The organism is Mycobacterium sp. ST-F2 (genome assembly GCF_001905655.1).
Taxonomy (GTDB): Bacteria; Actinomycetota; Actinomycetes; order Mycobacteriales; family Mycobacteriaceae; genus Mycobacterium.
Window position 1 is genome coordinate 1 of the sequence record NZ_JMHT01000042.1, and the last position, 14,870, is coordinate 14,870.

Here is a 14,870-nt window from a genome sequence, read left to right on the forward strand (position 1 = left end):
AGTGCGTGTAAACAAGACGAAGAACATTGCACATCGTGCCCGCAACCACATCCACACAACGAGTCAAACAGACCACACCCCACCACCAAATCAACCCAACAGGGTCAAAAGCCGGTGGAGGCGTAAAAATAAATAGAGTTACGGCGGCAACAGCGGCAGGGAAACGCCCGGTCCCATCCCGAACCCGGAAGCTAAGCCTGCCAGCGCCGATGATACTGCCCTGCACGGGCGGAAAAGTAGGACACCGCCGAACACAAATTAGGAATCACCCCCCACATTTATGTGGGGGGTGATTCTATTTGAGGAATTTCCACTTCTCGGCCCTCGAATTTCGCCCTGGGCGGCCCCGATTGGTTCGGTGTGGCCCTCAGATGGCGAGCTTCGCGACTGGGGGCCGTATTCTGACCTGAGATTTCGTAGCGAAAGGTTCTAGTGGTCGACAACAGGCAGGGCGGCGATCGTCGCCCCTCGCGCAGAGACGACGGCGACGCACGGCGGGGACAGCGGCCTCAGCGCGACCGCACGCAGGCACCCCGGCGGCCCGGTTCCGATCGGAACGGCCGGCCGCCTCAGTTCCGTGATGCTGACCCGAATTCGGATCGGCCCGCTGGTCCCCGGCTGCCCGACGATGTCGAAGCAAAGCAGCTCTCGCCCGAGGTCCGTCGTGAACTGACGACGCTGGACAAGGCCACAGCGGACTACGTGGCCAAGCATCTGGTCATGGCCGGCGATCTGCTGGAAGAAGACCCCGAAGCCGCTCTCGAGCATGCGCGTGCGGCCCGGAACCGGGCGTCGCGCATCGCGGCGATCCGAGAAGCCGTCGGCATCGCGGCCTACCACTGCGGTGACTGGGCGCAGGCCCTGTCCGAGCTGCGGGCGGCACGACGGATGGGAAGCAAGTCACCGCTACTGGCCCTGATTGCCGACTGCGAACGCGGCGTCGGCCGTCCGGAGCGCGCCATCGAGTTGGGCCGCAGCCCCGAAGCCGAACAGCTCACCGGTGACGACGCCGACGAACTGAAGATCGTCCTCGCCGGGGCGCGGTGCGATCTCGGTCAGCCGCAACAGGCACTGGCGCTGCTGTCGACCCCGCCGCTGGATTCCACCCGGACCGGCCAGACGGCCGCGCGGCTGTTCTACGTGTACGCCGAGACGCTGCTCGCCCTCGATCGCACCAACGACGCACTTCAGTGGTTCCTGCATGCGGCCGCGGCTGACCTGGAAGGCGTCACGGACGCCGAGGACCGCGCCGCTGAATTGGGCTGACGTGTCCACGCTGGCTCAACTGCACGACTGCTTGCTCCTGGACCTCGACGGCACGGTCTTCCGTGGGCATGAGGCCACAGAAGGCGCTGTTGGCGCACTCGCCGCGGTCTCGGCACGCAAGCTCTACGTGACCAACAATGCGTCGCGCACCCCGGCAGAGGTCGCTGACCACCTCGATGCGCTCGGCTTCTCCGCACACGCCGACGATGTGGTGACCAGCGCTCAGAGTGCGGCACATCTGTTGACATTGCAGCTCCCACAAGGAGCGAAGGTGCTCGTGATCGGAACGGACGCGTTGGCCGGCGAGGTCGCCAATGTCGGCCTGCACCCGGTGCGGCAGTTCTCCGACGATCCGGTTGCGGTGGTGCAGGGACATTCACCGCAGACGGGCTGGGCCGACCTGGCCGAGGCGGCGCTCACCATCCGGGCCGGCGGGCTCTGGGTCGCGGCGAACGTCGACAAGACGCTGCCGTCGGAACGTGGCCTGCTGCCGGGTAACGGCTCGATGGTGGCTGCGCTGCGGACCGCCACCGAACAGGTGCCGCAGGTCGCCGGCAAGCCGCAGCCGACTCTGATGAACGACGCGCTGGCACGTGGCCAGTTCGAGACCCCGCTGGTGATCGGGGACCGGCTCGACACGGATATTGCCGGAGCCAACGCGGCCGGTCTGCCGAGTTTGATGGTGCTGACGGGCGTGAACTCCGCAGCGGACATGGTGCACGCCATCCCCGCGGAACGCCCTGACTACCTGGCTGCCGATCTGCGGTCGTTGGATGCCCCCGCGGAGACGTTGCGCATCGCGCCACACCGCGCCTGGAAGGTGGAGGCCTCGGGCGACGAGGTCATCGTGCACGCCACCGGCGAACCCGTCGACGACGCGCTGTCGGTCGTCCGCGCCACGGCCTGCGCCGTGTGGGCCGCCGCCACCGATGGGCGGGTACGCATCGTGGCCGGGGACGACACGGCACGCTCGGCATTGGATCGGTGGTCGCTGCGCGGCGGCACCGATCCGCTAGCGTGAACATCGCTATGAGTACCGATCCTGACCAGATCCGCGCAGATATCGCGGTCCTGCTGTCCCACCTCCCGGATTTGTCCGGCGAGGGTGACGAGACCCTGGACCTCGAGGCCGTCGCGGCGGGTTTGGACCACGCCCACAATCTGCTGGTCCGGGCGCTGGAATCGGTCGAGAAGGGCTGATCGCACGTGACGCGACGCGCACGTGTTGATGCTGAACTGGTCCGCCGGGGCCTGGCCCGTTCTCGTCAACAGGCTGCCGAACTGATCGAAGCCGGCCGCGTGACCATCGACGGCATGCGGGCGTCGAAGGCATCGACAGCGGTCACCCCCGCCGCCAACCTCCTGGTCGCCGAATCGACCGAACGCAGTTGGGTGTCCCGCGGCGCGCACAAGCTGATCGGAGCACTCGACGCGTTCCATGTCTCGCCGGAGGGTCGTCGCTGCCTCGATGCCGGCGCCTCCACCGGCGGTTTCACCGAGGTGCTGCTGGACCGGGGTGCGCGCGAAATCGTTGCCGCCGACGTCGGCTACGGGCAGCTGGCCTGGTCGTTGCGGTCCGATGACCGCGTCATCGTCATGGAGCGCACCAACGTCCGGGAGCTGACGGCCGAGGCCATCGGCGGGCCGGTTGACCTGGTTGTGGCCGATTTGTCCTTCATTTCGCTGGCGACGGTCCTACCGGCACTGACCGCATGTGCGTCGGACGTAGCCGATATCGTTCCCATGGTGAAGCCGCAGTTCGAGGTGGGCAAGGATCGGGTCGGGGCCGGTGGTGTGGTCTCCGATCCGGAATTGCGTGCCGACGCGGTGTTGACCGTCGCACGGCGGGCCGCCGAACTCGGCTGGCATGCGGTGGACGTCACTGCCAGCCCATTGCCCGGCCCGTCCGGCAACGTCGAGTACTTCCTGCGACTGCGGACCACCACTGATCAGCCGCTGAAGGACGACGCCCTCGTCGCAGCCGTCGGCCGCGCGGTTGCCGAGGGGCCGCAGTGACGCGCGAACGAACCGTCCTGCTGGTGATCCACACCGGCCGCGACGAAGCCACCGAAACCGCGACCCGGGTCGAAAAAGTGCTGGGCGACAACGGAATCGGTTTGCGAGTGCTCGCCGCCGAGGCCGTCGACCGCGGTGCGCTGCACCTGGCACCGGACCACATGCGGGAAATGGGTGTCGACATCACCGTCGTCGATCCGGACAGCCACGCGGCCGAGGGCTGTGAGCTGGTCCTGGTGCTCGGCGGGGACGGCACCTTTCTGCGGGCCGCCGAATTGGCCCGCAATGCCGAGATCCCGGTGGTCGGAGTGAACCTCGGACACATCGGGTTCCTGGCGGAAGCCGAGGCCGAGGCCATCGATCACGTGCTCGAGCGCATCATCAACAAGGACTACCGGGTCGAAGAGCGGATGACGCTCGACATCGGGGTGCGCGTCGACGGCGAGATCGTGCAGCGCGGCTGGGCGCTCAACGAAGCCAGCCTGGAGAAGACCAGCCGGTTCGGTGTGCTGAACGTGGTCCTCGAGGTCGACGGCCGCCCGGTGTCGGCGTTCGGCTGCGACGGGGTGCTGGTTTCCGCCCCCACGGGCTCGACGGCGTATGCCTTCTCGGCGGGCGGCCCGATTCTGTGGCCGGACCTGGAAGCAATCCTGGTGGTACCCAACAACGCTCACGCCCTGTTCGCGCGTCCGATGGTGACCAGCCCCGACGCATCGATCGCGATCGAGGTCGAAGCGGGCAACAATGACGCCATGGTGTTCTGCGACGGCCGTCGCCAGATGGTGGTCCCGGCGGGCGGCCGGCTGGAGGTCACCCGGTGTGACACCTCGCTGAAATGGGTTCGTCTCGACAGCGCCCCGTTCTCTGATCGTTTGGTGCGCAAATTCCGGTTGCCGGTGAAAGGGTGGCGCGGCCAGTAATGCTGACCGAGATTCGCATCGAGGCGCTGGGCGCCATCAGTGCGGCCACTGCCGAATTCGGCCGTGGTCTGACTGTGCTGACCGGGGAGACCGGTACCGGTAAGACCATGGTGGTCACCAGCCTGCATCTGCTGGGTGGCGCGCGCGCCGACCCCAGCCGGGTGCGGTCGGGATCGGCCCGCGCCGTCGTCGAAGGCCGCTTCACCACAACCGAACTCGGCGACGGGGTGTCCGAGCGGGTCGACGAAATTCTGGAGGCCTCCGGCGCGGACCGCGACGATGACGGCAGCGTCATCGCTGCGCGGTCGGTGAGCAAGGACGGGCCGTCGCGCGCGTACCTGGGTGGCCGCAGTGTGCCGGCGAAGTCGCTGGCGACGTTCACCACTGAGCTGCTGGCCCTGCACGGACAGAACGACCAGCTGCGTCTCATGCGCCCGGACGAGCAGCGCGGCGCGCTGGACCGCTACGTCGACGTGACGGGGCTGCTGGCCAAGTACCGCAAGCTGCGGGACGAATGGCTCACCGCCCGAAGGGATTTGATCGACCGACGCAACCGTGCGCGGGACCTCGCCATGGAGGCCGACAGGCTGCAGTTCGGTCTGGGGGAGATCGACGCGGTCGCGCCGGAGGCCGGCGAGGACGACGCATTGGTGGCCGATATCCGTCGGCTGTCCGAATTGGACGCGCTGCGCGACGCGGCGCAGACCGCACGCGCCGCGCTGTCCGGGGAACTCGGCGACGGTCCGTCGGATGACGCGGCGTCGGCGCTCGATGCCGCGGCGCAGGCCAAGTCGGTGTTGTCGGCGACCGACGACGCCGTGCTGCGTGCGCTCGGCGACCGGTTGAGCGAGGCGCTGGCGGTGCTCGGCGACGTGTCCGGCGAACTCGGGGATTACCTGTCCGAGTTGCCCAGTGATGCAAGCACTTTGGAATCCAAGCTGGCGCGCCAGGCGGAGCTGCGCAACCTCACCCGCAAGTACGCCGCCGATATCGACGGGGTACTGCAGTGGGCCGCCGACGCCCGGCAGCGGCTGTCCCAGCTCGACGTCTCCGAAGAGGCCCTGGCCGAACTGCAGAAGCAGGTCGACGAACGGCACGACAAGGTCGTGCTCGCTGCCGCCGAGGTCACCAAGGCCCGCACCAAGGCATCGAAGTCGCTGGCGAAGGCCGTCACCGCCGAGCTCGCCGGCCTGGCGATGGGTGGCGCCGGATTCAGCATCACGGTGTCGCCGTTGGAGGCACGCGCCGACGACAGCGCACCGCTGACGCTGCCCGATGGCACCGCCGTGCACGCCGGCCACGATGGCGTCGACGCCGTCGAGTTCGGTTTCACGCCGCACAGCGGTTCGGACGTGCTGCCGCTGGCCAAGAGCGCGTCCGGTGGTGAGTTGTCGCGCGTGATGCTGGCGCTCGAAGTCGTGCTGTCGGCGTCGGCCGAGGGCACCACCATGGTGTTCGACGAGGTCGACGCCGGTGTCGGTGGCCGCGCCGCCGTGCAGATCGGCAAGCGCCTGGCCCGGCTGGCCCGCACCCACCAGGTCATCGTCGTGACGCACCTGCCGCAGGTCGCGGCGTACGGCGACGTGCACCTGGTGGTGGAGAGCGGCCCGAAGTCGAGCCGCGTGGTGCGCCTCGAGGACGACGACCGGGTCGCCGAGCTGGCCCGCATGCTGGCCGGACTCGGCGACACCGACAGTGGTCGCGCGCATGCCCGCGAGCTGCTCGAGGCGGCGCAGCAGGAGCACGCCGCGCCGTAGACGTCAGGCAGGGTTGGCGGGCGAGAGCTCTGCCTGACCCCACCGCAGCGGACTGACGTCGCTCAGCTCGACCACTTCGTCGACCGTGAACTCGACCGAACACTGTGGGCCGTCGTCCCAGATGATCTCCGCGGTGCCCGTCAGCTGCAGGGCGGTCCCGGTCTGCCAGTCCGGGATCAGCAGTCCACAGCGAGGATTGGCGCTGATGTTGCCCAGCGTCATGAACATCGAGTTGCCGCGGTAGTCCGGCCACCGCAGCCGGTTCGGCGAAAGCACCTGCAGGAACCCGGGATTGCCGCCGCGGTGCGACGCGTCGGCGTTTCCGTCAGGATCGGCCGATCCGATGAAGAAGGTGTCGGTGCGGCCGACGATCTGCTGCAGGCGCTCGTCGAGGATATCGGCGTGGCGGACGGCCGGGCGGTGCGTCGTCTCGGCGACACCGTCGATGTGCCGGCGCGAGATGTACTTCGGGCAGTTCGAGTACACCTGGTCGGGATGGATGCGCAGGCCGTCTCCGGTGGGTCGGGCCTGCCCATTCACCCGCATGCGGCGGCGGGTCTGCGGTTCGATTGCGATCATGCCGACCTGTTCATCCGGCCGGCGGAGAACCTCGTGGAGCGGGTCACCCGGCACCGGCAGAGCGCCGACCGCGATGGTTCCGTCTGCGTCGGCGTGCATGAACCCGGCCGGACCGGTGACCAGGCTGGCCCACACCCGGCCCGCGTCGTCGGTCGCGGCGAGCACGACCATCGGCTGCTCGGCCAGGAAGGCCGCCCCGGCGGCCGGAATCTCCGTACGGATCATCCGGCCGACGCGGACAGCGATCTCCGCCTGGCCCATGCGCCGCTGCACTTCCAGTTCACCGGCGTGGTAGGCAGTCACGGCGCGACTCAGAAGAATCCGCAGGTGGGGGCGGCGCCGCTCGGTGCCGGCGCGCTCTCGGCGCCGTTGGGCGCGTAGATCTCGAGCCGGATGCCGTCGGGGTCGGTGAAGAAGATGCCGCCCGAGGCCGCGCCCTCTCCGTGTGCGACCACGCCGTCGTGCGCGAACGTCACGCCCAGCTCTTTGAGCGCGGCCTCCACGGTCTGGACCTGCTCGATGGTGTCGACCTGGAAGGACAGGTGGTGCAGGCCCGGGCTCCGGGTGGAGAACGCGCCGTCACTCTGCTGCCACAAGGTCAGCCGCAGGGTGCCTTCGGAACCCAGGAAGGCGAAGCGGTGGTCGCCGTCGTCGCTGATACCCAGTTGTTCGAAACCCAAAGCGCGCCGGTAGAAGTCGACGGATCGCGATAGGTCTGTGACGTTGAGCCCGACGTGGCCGGGGGCGAGCTTGGGTGTGATGGCGGTGGTCATCGATTCCTCCGTTGTAACTGGGTATCTGACATTTGAAGGTTAGAATCGGAGTCGCAACGTGTCAACCACTAAAATGAAAATAGACGGTTAGTGGACTATCGGGAGGCTGTCGATGCAGGAGAGGCGGTTAATCTCAGCTATGCGTGATCCGCGCCCGCACGTCGGCGAACCTCTGGCGCTGGACCTGCTGAACACCCGGTGGATGTCAGCGGAGGGGCCGCAGGATCTCCTGATCGACGTGGCAGGACTCCGATGCTGGCTGGTGGCCAACGATCTCGATGACCGTTGCGCAGCCGATGAGAAGACCCGCGCGGCGCTGGTGCGGGCGCGGGAGGCGATCCTGCAGGTGGTCACCGGTGGCTCGGCCGACGACGTGAACGCAGTCCTGGACCGCGGGCGTATCCGGCGTTCGCTCACCGACGCGGGGCCGCAGGATGATGTGGATGTGTCGCGATCCGAATGGTTGCCCGGCTGGCTCGCCGCCGACAACCTCCTGCAACTGCTGGCCGAATCGGCCGGTCGCATCAAGCAGTGCGCGCATCCGCACTGCGTTCTGTGGTTCTACGACACGTCGAAGAACGGCACGCGGCGCTGGCACTCGATGACCACGTGCGGCAACCGCGCCAAGGCTGCTCGGCACTATGCGGCGAAGCGAGACTGAGACCATTCGGCTGTTACGGATGTGACAAAAGAAAACTTCTGAGGCTGTTGTTACGGCGCGCCTCCACCTCTACTTGAGGGTTCATCGACAGAATCGACGCATGAAGATGGCAGCGCTGCTCACCCGAAATGCCGGACCCAAGCCGGGCGTGACTGGAACCGCCCGCGTTGACCGTGACATCGACCGACTGCTGCGACGCGTCGGTCCGGGGGACATCGTCATCCTCGATGCACTCGACCTCGACCGCATCACCGCCGACGCGCTGGTGGAGGCCGAGGTCGCCGCAGTCGTCAACGCATCGTCGTCGATCTCCGGCCGCTACCCGAACCTCGGGCCGGAAGTGCTTGTCGCCAACGGGGTTACGTTGATCGACGAGACCGGGCCCGAGGTCTTCAAGAAGGTCAAGGACGGCGCCAAGGTGCGGCTGCACAACGGCGGCATCTATAACGGAGACCGCCGCCTGGTCCTCGGCAACGAGCGCAACGACGAGCAGATCCACGAGATGATGCACGAGGCAAAGAGCGGCCTCGTCGCGCACCTGGAGGCCTTCGCCGGCAACACCATCGAGTTCATCCGCAGTGAGAGCCCGCTGCTGATCGACGGTATGGGCATCCCCGACATCGACGTCGACGTGAACCGCCGGCACGTCGTGGTGGTGACCGACGACCCGAGCGCCGAGGGCGATCTGAAGGCCATCAAGCCGTTCATCAAGGAGTACCAGCCGGTGCTCGTCGGTGTCGGCGCCGGCGCGGACACGCTGCGCAAGGCGGGCTACCGGCCCGCGCTGATTGTCGGCGATCCCGAGGACATGAGCGCCGACGTGCTGCGGTCGGGCGCCCAGGTCGTGCTGCCGGCCGACGCCGACGGCCACGCCAAAGGCCTTGAGCGCATTCAGGATCTGGGTGTCGGTGCGATGACCTTCCCGGCTGCCGGCTCGGCCGCCGATCTGGCGCTGCTCCTCGTCGACCATCACGGTGCCGCGCTGATCGTCACCGCCGGCCACCGCGCCAACATCGAAGAGTTCTTCGACCGCACGCGGCAGTCGAGCACCCCGTCGACGTTCCTCACCCGCTTGAAGGTGGGGGAGAAGCTCGTGGACGCGAAAGCCGTTGCGACGCTGTACCGCAGCCGGGTTTCCGGCGGCGCCATCGCGCTGCTGGTGCTGGCGATGCTGGTCGCCGTCATCGTCGCGCTGTACGTCGCGCGCGCCGACGCCACCGTGCTGCACCTGGTGACCGACTACTGGAACCGCTTCCTGCTGTGGGCCCAGGGTCTGGTGAGCTAGCTCCGGACGATGATCTCCCTACGCTCGCATGCGATCTCACTGGCCGCGGTGTTCCTGGCGCTGGCCATCGGGGTGATGCTCGGTTCCGGTCTGTTGTCCAACACGCTGCTGTCGGGGCTGCGTGACGACAAACACGAGTTGCAGAACCAGATCAACGGTCTCACCGACGAGAAGAACGCGCTGAACCAGAAGCTCAGTGCGGCAGGCGAGTTCGATGCCCAGATGTCGCCGCGTATGGTGCGCGACGCGCTGGCGGGCAAATCGGTCGTGGTGTTCCGCACCCCGGACGCCGCCACCGACGACGTCGACGCGGCCGCGAAACTGATTGCGGCCGCAGGGGGTTCGGTGACCGGGACCATCGCGCTCACGCAGCAGTTCGTGGACGCCAACGCCTCGGAGAAGCTGCTGTCGGTGGTGAACTCGCCGATCGTGCCGGCCGGGCGCCAGCTCAGCACCCGGACCGTCGACCAGGGCTCGCAGGCCGGTGATCTGCTGGGCATCACGCTGCTGCGGGACCGTAACCCCGCGGTCCTGCCCGTCGACGACATGCAACGCGACACCGTGCTCGCGACGCTGCGTGACACCGGGTTCATCACATATGGCTCTCAGCGCATCGGGGTCGCCGACAGCGCGCTGATCGTCACCGGCGGCGCCCTGGGTGACGACGCCGGCAACCGCGGGGCCACGGTGGCCCGCCTGGCCTCGGGTCTGGCGCCGCATGGCGCGGGCACGGTGGTGGCGGGCCGGGATGGCTGCTCGTCGGGCACGGCGGCCGTCGCCGTCGTGCGCTCCGATGCCGGGCTGTCCGGCGCGGTGGGCACCGTCGACGACATCAACAGCCAGGCCGGCCGGATCACCGCCGTCCTCGCCCTGCAGCAACTCATCGCCGGCGGCCATCCGGCGCAGCTCGGGATCGGTCGCGGCGCCAGCTCGGTGACGGTCCTGCAGTAATCCGAACCGCGGCGAGCCGTGGTGACCGTCACCGGCGCGTCAGTCCCGGCTCGGGCCGGTCGGTGATAGGGTGAAATTCCGTGGGTCGGCAGGCCCCAGGTAGCTCAACCGCTACGTTGCCCCATCACCACGGAGGTCCTTCTTGGCATCGCTACGCAGGCACCCACAGGCCGCGACGAAGCACATTTTTGTCAGCGGCGGGGTCGCTTCCTCGCTCGGTAAAGGTCTGACCGCCAGCAGTCTCGGCCAATTGCTCACCGCGCGTGGTCTGCACGTGACGATGCAGAAGCTGGACCCGTACCTCAACGTGGATCCGGGCACCATGAACCCGTTCCAGCACGGCGAGGTCTTCGTCACCGAGGACGGCGCCGAGACCGACCTCGACATCGGCCATTACGAGCGCTTCCTGGACCGCAACCTGTCGCGGTCGGCCAACGTCACCACCGGCCAGGTGTACTCCGAGGTCATCGCCAAGGAGCGTCGCGGCGACTACCTCGGCGACACCGTCCAGGTGATCCCGCACATCACCGACGAGATCAAGAGCCGCATCCTCGAGATGGCGCTGCCCGACGCCAAGGGCAAGCGCCCCGACGTGGTCATCACCGAAATCGGCGGCACCGTAGGCGATATCGAGTCGCAGCCGTTCCTGGAGGCGGCCCGCCAGGTTCGCCACGACGTCGGCCGCGAGAACGTCTTCTTCCTGCACGTGTCACTGGTGCCCTACCTGGCGCCGTCGGGCGAGCTGAAGACCAAGCCCACGCAGCACTCGGTGGCCGCACTGCGCAGCATCGGTATCACGCCGGACGCGCTGATCCTGCGCTGCGACCGCGATGTGCCGGAGCCGCTGAAGAACAAGATCGCGCTGATGTGCGACGTTGACATCGACGGCGTCATCTCGACGCCCGACGCCCCGTCGATCTACGACATCCCCAAGGTGCTGCACCGCGAGGAGCTCGACGCCTACGTGGTGCGCCGGCTCAACCTGCCGTTCCGCGACGTGGACTGGTCGGAGTGGGACGACCTGCTGCGCCGGGTGCACGAGCCCAAGGAGACGGTGCGTATCGCCTTGGTGGGCAAGTACATCGACCTGTCCGACGCCTACCTGTCGGTGGCCGAGGCGCTGCGAGCCGGCGGGTTCGCCCACCACTCCAAGGTCGAGATCCGCTGGGTCGCCTCGGATGACTGCGAGACCGACCAGGGTGCGGCCGCCGCGCTCGGCGATGTGCACGGCGTGCTGATCCCGGGTGGCTTCGGCATCCGCGGTATCGAGGGCAAGCTCGGCGCCATCAGCTACGCCCGACGTCAGCGGCTGCCGCTGCTGGGCCTGTGCCTCGGGTTGCAGTGCATCGTCATCGAGGCCGCCCGGTCCGTCGGCATCAGCGGCGCCAACTCGGCGGAGTTCGACGAGCACACGCCTGACCCGGTGATCGCCACCATGGCCGACCAGCTCGACGCCGTGGCCGGCGAGGCCGACCTCGGCGGCACCATGCGCCTCGGCGCGTATCCGGCGGTGCTGCAGGCGGATTCGATCGTGGCCAAGGCCTACGACGCGACCGAGGTCTCGGAACGCCACCGGCACCGCTACGAAGTGAACAACGCCTACCGCGACCGCATCTCGGAGAGCGGGCTGAAGTTCTCCGGCACCTCACCGGACGGTCAGCTGGTCGAGTTCGTCGAGTACGACGCCGATCTGCACCCGTTCCTGGTCGGCACGCAGGCGCACCCGGAGCTCAAGAGCCGCCCGACGCGTCCGCACCCGCTGTTCGCGTCGTTCATCGGGGCGGCGCTGGACTACAAGGCTGCCGAACGCCTGCCGCTCGAGGAGATCGACTCCGAGGTGCACGGCGCCGGATCGCATGCGGAGGGTTCGGACGAGGATGCCGAGCAGCTGCAAGAATCCCGTGGCTGATCACGATTTCGCCACGCTGTCGAGCGAAACCGTCTATGTAGGAAAGATTTTCGCGTTGCGGGCCGACGAGGTCGCGATGCCCGGTGGTGGCTCGGCGCGCCGTGAGGTGGTCGAGCACTACGGGGCGGTCGCGGTCGTCGCGCTCGATGAAGACGGCAACCTGGTACTGGTGTACCAATACCGGCACCCGATCGGGCGGCGGCTGTGGGAGCTGCCCGCCGGGCTGCTGGACATGGGCGACGAGCCCGCGCACGTCACCGCGGCGCGGGAACTCGAAGAGGAAGCCGGCCTGGCCGCCGCACACTGGCAGACCCTGATCGACGTCGACTCGACGCCCGGATTCAGCGACGAGAGCGTGCGGATCTTCCTGGCCACCGGGCTGACCGAGATCGGGCGGCCGCATGCGCACGACGAAGAAGCCGACCTGGTGGTCAAGCGGGTGCCGCTGGCCGATGCCGTGCAGATGGTGTTCACCGGTGAGATCGTCAATGCCCTTGCGGTGGCCGGGATTCTGGCCGCCGCGCACCGGCCGGCCGACTTGCGGCCGGCCGATGCGCCCTGGATCGACCGCCCGAATGCCTTCCGTACCCGGCGGGAACAGTGCTGATGACGCCGGCGCCGGCGGGGGTCCGGTCACGGCTGGAGGTGCAGGTCCAGGGCTACCTGAACCACCTCAGCATCGAGCGGGGCGTCGCGGCCAACACGCTGAGTTCCTACCGGCGTGACCTTCGGCGGTACACCGCGCATCTGGCCGGCCGCGGTATCGACGACCTCGGCGCCGTGACCGAGACCGACGTCAGCGAGTTCCTCGTCGCGCTGCGTCAGGGTGATCCGGACAACGGCGTCGCCGCGCTGTCCTCGGTCTCGGCCGCGCGGGCCGTCATCGCGGTGCGCGGGCTGCACAAGTTTGCCGCCGCCGAAGGGCTCGCCGACATCGACGTCGCGCGTGGCGTGAAGCCGCCGACGCCGGGCCGGCGGCTGCCCAAGAGCCTCAGCTACGACGACGTCATCGCGCTGCTCGACGGCGCGGGCGGCGACAGCGACGCCGACAATCCACTGACATTGCGCAACCGGGCGCTGCTGGAGTTGTTGTATTCGACCGGGGCGCGCATCTCGGAGGCGGTCGGCCTCGATCGCGACGACGTCGACACCGAGTCCCGGTCGGTCATGTTGCGCGGCAAGGGCGGCAAGCAGCGGCTGGTGCCCATCGGCCGGCCCGCCGTCACGGCATTGGATGCCTATCTGGTGCGGGGCCGGCCCGAGCTGGCGCGCCGCGGCAAGGGCACGCCCGCCATCTTCCTCAACGCGCGCGGTGGCCGGTTGTCGCGGCAGAGCGCGTGGCAGGTGCTGCAGGATTCCGCCGAGCGGGCCGGCATCACGGCCGCGGTCTCGCCGCACACGTTGCGCCACTCGTTCGCCACGCACCTGCTCGAAGGCGGCGCGGACGTGCGCGTCGTGCAGGAACTGCTCGGCCACGCATCGGTCACCACCACGCAGATCTACACGCTGGTGACGGTCAGCGCGCTGCGCGAAGTGTGGGCCGGGGCGCATCCGCGCGCCAGGTGAGGATGACGATGGGCCGGGGCTAGCATCCGGTCATGGCGTTCTACGACATCATCGAGACGACCGGCAAGGTGATCGACGCCGTCGGTGTCGCGGTGATCGTGGGCGGTGCGGTGCTCGCGCTGGCCGCGACGGTCGGCCGGATCCGCGGCGAGGGCGGTGCCTATGACGCGTTCCGGCGGCAGCTGGGCCGCTCGATCCTGCTGGGCCTCGAATTTCTCGTGGCCGCCGACATCATCCGCACGGTGGCCGTCACGCCGACTGCACAGAGCGTCGCAGTGCTGGCCGGCATCGTCGCGATCCGGACCTTCCTGAGTTTCTCGCTGCAGGTCGAGATGACCGGCTCGTGGCCGTGGCAACGCCCGCTCAAGCCGGCGGACGACGCTCAGCCCAAGTAGTCGGACTCGAGCACCAGATCAGGCAGCGTCTTCTGGTATTCGACGTGGGTGGGGTGCTCGCGGGTGTGCCAGAGCTTGCCCTCCTGGTCCCGCATGTACACGCGGTACGCCGGAGCGCCGGGCACCTTCACGTTGTCCGCCACGACGACCGCACCGCGGCGCAGCCAGCCGCGCGCCAGGATCGACTCCAGATCCTTGAGGTAGGCGGCCTTGTCGTGGTCGATGAACACGAAATCGAGGTTGCCCGGCCCGAATCCGTAGCCGGCGAGGCGGTCCAGCGTGGTACCGCCATCGCCGATGGTGCCGACCACGCAGGTGATCCGGTCCGCGACACCGGCGTGGGTCCAGATGCGGCGCGCGATCTCCGCGTTGTCGGCCGACAGTTCGACGGTGAAGACGTGTGCGTCCGGCACGGTGCGGGCCATCAACAGGGCGCTGTAGCCGCAATAGGTGCCCAGCTCGAGGATGCGCGACGGGTTGGCCCGGATGAGCGCGGACTCGAGGAGTTGACCTTTTTCGTCGCCGACGTTGACCAACATCGACTGTTCGCGGGCGAACGTGTCGATGGTCGCGAGGACATGATCGATGTCGCCGCGGCGGGCGTTGGCTTCCACGTAGGCCGCGGCGGCGGCCTCGCGGCCGTCGCCCCACTGTCCGGTCTGGACGAACTTTCTCATCCCCAGCGCCATCCGGACCAGTGACCACCGCTGCTTCCAGCTCATGGCAGTCACATTAGGACAGCGGGTCTGCCGTCGTCAGCGGCGTGGCACCGTTAAACTTGCCCGGATGTTC

General features: G+C 68.2%; 16 protein-coding genes and 1 rRNA gene. 14 read left to right on the top strand and 3 right to left on the bottom strand.

Translation table 11 applies throughout. The annotated features are described in order from the left end of the window. The first annotated feature begins 139 nt into the window (after positions 1 to 139). From rrf to recN, 7 genes are all read left to right on the top strand, one after another. Positions 140 to 253 (top strand): 5S ribosomal RNA (gene rrf, locus EB75_RS16185). A gap of 179 nt (positions 254 to 432) precedes the next feature. Continuing rightward, on the top strand, positions 433 to 1,266 hold the full coding sequence (locus EB75_RS16190) for a tetratricopeptide repeat protein (RefSeq protein ID WP_073696384.1): 834 nt from the start codon (positions 433 to 435) through the stop codon (positions 1,264 to 1,266). A gap of 1 nt (position 1,267) precedes the next feature. Next, a complete protein-coding gene (locus EB75_RS16195; RefSeq protein ID WP_073696385.1) occupies positions 1,268 to 2,287 on the top strand; it encodes an HAD-IIA family hydrolase in 1,020 nt (339 codons plus the stop codon). An 8-nt stretch (positions 2,288 to 2,295) separates the two neighbouring features. Next, positions 2,296 to 2,466, top strand: coding sequence for a hypothetical protein (locus EB75_RS29315; RefSeq protein ID WP_168176052.1), 171 nt, complete (start codon positions 2,296 to 2,298; stop codon positions 2,464 to 2,466). 6 nt (positions 2,467 to 2,472) lie between these two features. Beyond that, positions 2,473 to 3,282 carry a TlyA family RNA methyltransferase gene (locus tag EB75_RS16200; RefSeq protein ID WP_073696386.1) on the top strand — a complete coding sequence of 270 codons (810 nt, stop codon included), beginning with the start codon at positions 2,473 to 2,475 and terminating at the stop codon, positions 3,280 to 3,282. After that, positions 3,279 to 4,202 carry an NAD kinase gene (locus EB75_RS16205; protein WP_061007160.1) on the top strand — a complete coding sequence of 308 codons (924 nt, stop codon included), beginning with the start codon at positions 3,279 to 3,281 and terminating at the stop codon, positions 4,200 to 4,202. The genes EB75_RS16200 and EB75_RS16205 overlap by 4 nt, the downstream gene beginning before the upstream one ends. Beyond that, positions 4,202 to 5,959, top strand: coding sequence for a DNA repair protein RecN (recN, locus tag EB75_RS16210; protein WP_073696387.1), 1,758 nt, complete (start codon positions 4,202 to 4,204; stop codon positions 5,957 to 5,959). Before EB75_RS16205 ends, recN begins: the two co-directional genes overlap by 1 nt. A gap of 3 nt (positions 5,960 to 5,962) precedes the next feature. Here recN and EB75_RS16215 read toward each other — a convergent pair whose 3' ends face one another. After that, a complete protein-coding gene (locus EB75_RS16215) occupies positions 5,963 to 6,799 on the bottom strand; it encodes a pyridoxamine 5'-phosphate oxidase family protein (RefSeq protein WP_073696481.1) in 837 nt (278 codons plus the stop codon). Positions 6,800 to 6,849: 50 nt separating this feature from the next. Continuing rightward, a complete protein-coding gene (locus EB75_RS16220; RefSeq protein ID WP_073696388.1) occupies positions 6,850 to 7,311 on the bottom strand; it encodes a VOC family protein in 462 nt (153 codons plus the stop codon). Between the two features lie 139 nt (positions 7,312 to 7,450). Here EB75_RS16220 and EB75_RS16225 point away from each other — a divergent pair, with 139 nt between their 5' ends. The 7 genes from EB75_RS16225 (at position 7,451) to EB75_RS16255 (ending at position 14,078) form a co-directional block, all read left to right on the top strand. Next, positions 7,451 to 7,972, top strand: a complete 522-nt coding sequence (locus EB75_RS16225; RefSeq protein ID WP_073696389.1) for a CGNR zinc finger domain-containing protein — start codon at positions 7,451 to 7,453, stop codon at positions 7,970 to 7,972. Positions 7,973 to 8,072: 100 nt separating this feature from the next. Then, the gene (gene steA, locus EB75_RS16230) at positions 8,073 to 9,257 is read left to right on the top strand and encodes a putative cytokinetic ring protein SteA (protein WP_061007164.1); all 1,185 of its coding nucleotides are present in this window, start codon (positions 8,073 to 8,075) and stop codon (positions 9,255 to 9,257) included. Between the two features lie 9 nt (positions 9,258 to 9,266). Further along, positions 9,267 to 10,208, top strand: a complete 942-nt coding sequence (locus EB75_RS16235; RefSeq protein WP_073696390.1) for a copper transporter — start codon at positions 9,267 to 9,269, stop codon at positions 10,206 to 10,208. A 142-nt stretch (positions 10,209 to 10,350) separates the two neighbouring features. Continuing rightward, positions 10,351 to 12,117, top strand: coding sequence for a CTP synthase (gene pyrG, locus EB75_RS16240; RefSeq protein WP_073696391.1), 1,767 nt, complete (start codon positions 10,351 to 10,353; stop codon positions 12,115 to 12,117). After that, positions 12,110 to 12,724, top strand: a complete 615-nt coding sequence (locus tag EB75_RS16245) for an NUDIX domain-containing protein (protein ID WP_073696392.1) — start codon at positions 12,110 to 12,112, stop codon at positions 12,722 to 12,724. The genes pyrG and EB75_RS16245 overlap by 8 nt, the downstream gene beginning before the upstream one ends. Beyond that, entirely contained in the window at positions 12,724 to 13,683 is a 960-nt protein-coding gene (gene xerD / locus EB75_RS16250; RefSeq protein WP_073696482.1) for a site-specific tyrosine recombinase XerD, read from the top strand. The genes EB75_RS16245 and xerD overlap by 1 nt, the downstream gene beginning before the upstream one ends. Before the next feature lie 32 nt (positions 13,684 to 13,715). Next, positions 13,716 to 14,078, top strand: a complete 363-nt coding sequence (locus EB75_RS16255; protein ID WP_073696393.1) for a DUF1622 domain-containing protein — start codon at positions 13,716 to 13,718, stop codon at positions 14,076 to 14,078. Here EB75_RS16255 and EB75_RS16260 read toward each other — a convergent pair. After that, positions 14,066 to 14,800, bottom strand: a complete 735-nt coding sequence (locus EB75_RS16260; RefSeq protein ID WP_073696394.1) for an O-methyltransferase — start codon at positions 14,798 to 14,800, stop codon at positions 14,066 to 14,068. The two genes, EB75_RS16255 and EB75_RS16260, sit on opposite strands and share 13 nt — an antisense overlap. Between the last annotated feature and the right edge of the window lie 70 nt (positions 14,801 to 14,870).